Annotated in this window: 2 protein-coding genes; both read left to right on the top strand. The window is 64.6% G+C overall.

The genetic code is table 11. The annotated features are described in order from the left end of the window. Positions 1-1,894: outer membrane protein assembly factor BamA (bamA, locus tag WC739_RS25305; RefSeq protein WP_372955722.1), on the top strand; the 1,894-nt coding region annotated here is incomplete at its 5' end. Positions 1,895-1,896: 2 nt separating this feature from the next. Then, complete coding sequence (locus WC739_RS25300; protein WP_372955721.1) at positions 1,897-2,535, top strand: OmpH family outer membrane protein; 639 nt, start codon at positions 1,897-1,899, stop codon at positions 2,533-2,535. Positions 2,536-2,641: the final 106 nt, after the last annotated feature.

The following is a 2,641-nucleotide window of genomic DNA, read 5'->3' as shown; positions in this document are numbered from 1 at the left end:
CCGTTCGGGCCGCATCTCGGCGACCGTGACGCCCAAGGTGGTGGAACTGCCGCAGAAGCGCGTCGACCTGGTCTTTGAAATCAGCGAAGGCCCCAAGAGCGGCGTGCTGGGGATCAACTTCCTGGGTAACAGCGAGTATTCGGACAACGACCTGCGCGACGTGGTCGTGACCAAGGAAAGCCGCTGGTACAAGATCCTGACCAGCAACGACAACTACGACCCCGACCGGATCGAGTACGACCGCGAGCAGCTGCGCAAGCACTACCGCAACCGCGGCTTCTTCGACTTCCGCGTCGTCTCGTCGGTGGCCGAGCTGGCGCCGGACAAGAACGGCTTCGCCGTCACCTACACTCTCGATGAAGGCCCGAAGTACAAGTTCGGCAAGGTCACCGTCGAAACCGAGCTGAAGAAGCTGGACGGCAACCTGCTGGCCCAGATCCTGCCGATCCGCGCCGGCCAGCTGTACGAGGACGAACGCATCGAGCAGGCCACCGACGCCCTGACCTTCGCGGCGGGCGCGGCCGGCTTCGCCTTCGTGGACGTGCGTCCGCGCTACGTGCCCAATCGCGAGACCAAGACCGTCGACGTGGTGTTCTCGGTCCGTGAAGGCCCGCGCGTCTATGTCGATCGCATCGACATCGTCGGCAACACCCGCACGCTGGACTACGTCCTGCGCCGCGAGCTGGAGGTGGCCGAGGGCGACGCCTACAATCGCGTGCTGGTCGACCGCTCGAAGAACAACATCCGCCGCCTGGGCTTCTTCAAGGAAGTCGACATCGAGGACACCCCCGGTTCGGCTCCGGACCGCACCAGCCTGAAGGTGAAGGTCGAGGAGCAGCCGACGGGCGAACTGTCGTTCAGCGCCGGCTACAGCTCGGTCGACAAGCTGGTGCTCGACGTCGGCATCACGGAACGCAACTTCCGTGGCCGCGGCCAGAACCTGCGGGCCCGCGCCTCGGTCGGTTCGCTGCGCCAGCAGATCGACTTCGGCTTCAGCGAGCCGCGGTTCGCCGGTCGCAACCTGGTGGCGGGCGTCAACCTGTACACCTTCCGCTACAACCTGTCGGACTATGCGGCCTACGACACCAAGTCAGTCGGCGGCGACATCCGCTTCGGCTTCCCGCTGACCAACGACTCGTCGATGAGCCTGCGCTACACGATCCGTCAGGACGACGTCAGCGTGGCCGACAGCCTCTGCACCAGCGGCTCGGTCTCGCAGATCCTCTGTCTGCAGCGCGGCGCCTACATCACCTCGCTGATCGGCTATGGCCTGCGCATCGACAAGCGCAACGACCCGATCAACCCGACCCGCGGCTGGTTCGCCGACCTGAACCAGGACCTGGCCGGCATCGGCGGCGACGTGAAGTACCTGAAGACCGAAGCCGACGCCGGCTGGTACTGGGGCTTCACCAAGGACCTGGTGTTCAGCGCCACGGGCTCGTTCGGCTATATCGAGGGCTGGGGCGGCGACAATGTCCGCATCAACGACCGCTTCTATCGCGGCGGCACCTCGTTCCGCGGCTTCGAGATCGCCGGTATCGGTCCGCGCGACATCTCGAGCACCAACAACTCGATGGGCGCCAAGCTTTACGCCATCAGCACCTTCGAGCTGACCATCCCGACCTTCCTGCCCGAACAGTACGGCATCAAGGCCGCCCTGTTCAGCGACGTGGGTACGGCGGGTCTGCTGGATGATGTGGATCGTCAGAAGTCGCCTGGCATCTTCGATCCGTTCATCAAGGATAACCTCGGCCTGCGTGCGACGGCGGGTATCTCGATCGACTGGAAGTCCCCCATGGGTCCCATCCGATTCGATATCAGCCGCATTTTGGCCAAGGAAGACTACGATCGAACCGAAACCTTCCGGTTCTCCACCTCCACAAGGTTCCAATAAACATGTCCAAGTTCCTGTCCGCGGCCGCGTCCAGCGTCGTCGCTCTCGCCCTCGCGACCAGCGCCTCGGCCCAGACGGCTCCGGCCGCCGCTCCCGCGGCTCCGGCTGTCACGCACGGCCCGGCTCTGCCGGGCGTCTGCATCTTCTCGAGCCAGGGCGCCGTCGGCAACTCGATGGTGGGTAAGGCGGTCGACGCCCGCCTGAAGACCATCATCCAGCAGGTGAACGCCGAGCTGACCGCCGAGCGCACTGGCCTCGACAACGAAGCCAAGGCCCTCGACGCCAAGAAGGCCACCCTGGCCCAGGACGCCCTGGAGCAGCAGGCCGCCGCTCTGCAGGTCAAGGCCAACGCCTGGCAGCGCAAGGGCCAACTGCGCCAGAAGGAAGTCGAAACCACCGAGCAGAAGGCCCTGCAGCGCGTCTATCAGGAAATGGATACGCCGATCCGTCAGGTCTATCAGGCCCAGAAGTGCAGCATCCTGTTCGATCGTGAATCGGTGATGCTGGCCAACCCGGCGATGGACATCACCGGCGCCGTGGTCGCCGCGCTCGACGCGCGCATCAAGACCCTGACCTTCGATCGCGAACGTCTGGACCAAGGCGTTCCGGGCGCCGCGGCCCTGCAACCGACCAATAAGTAAGCGAATCGTCTCCTTTAGGATTACCTAGGGGAACTTATTCGTGAGGAGCCATGCCGGACCCCCGTTTCTTCGACAACCTGGGTCCGGCATCGCTTTCCGAGTTGGC

Origin of the sequence: Mesorhizobium sp., from assembly GCF_041661565.1 — a bacterium.
GTDB lineage: Bacteria > Pseudomonadota > Alphaproteobacteria > Rhizobiales > Rhizobiaceae > Mesorhizobium.
The sequence above is the reverse complement of the archived record's forward strand: the minus strand, read 5'-3'. Positions and strand labels throughout refer to the sequence as shown.

Bases quoted from the DNA above. Each gene is read 5' to 3' on its own strand.
- WC739_RS25300 (WP_372955721.1), top strand. From the start codon at position 1,897: ATGTCCAAGTTCCTGTCCGCGGCCGCGTCCAGCGTCGTCGCTCTCGCC.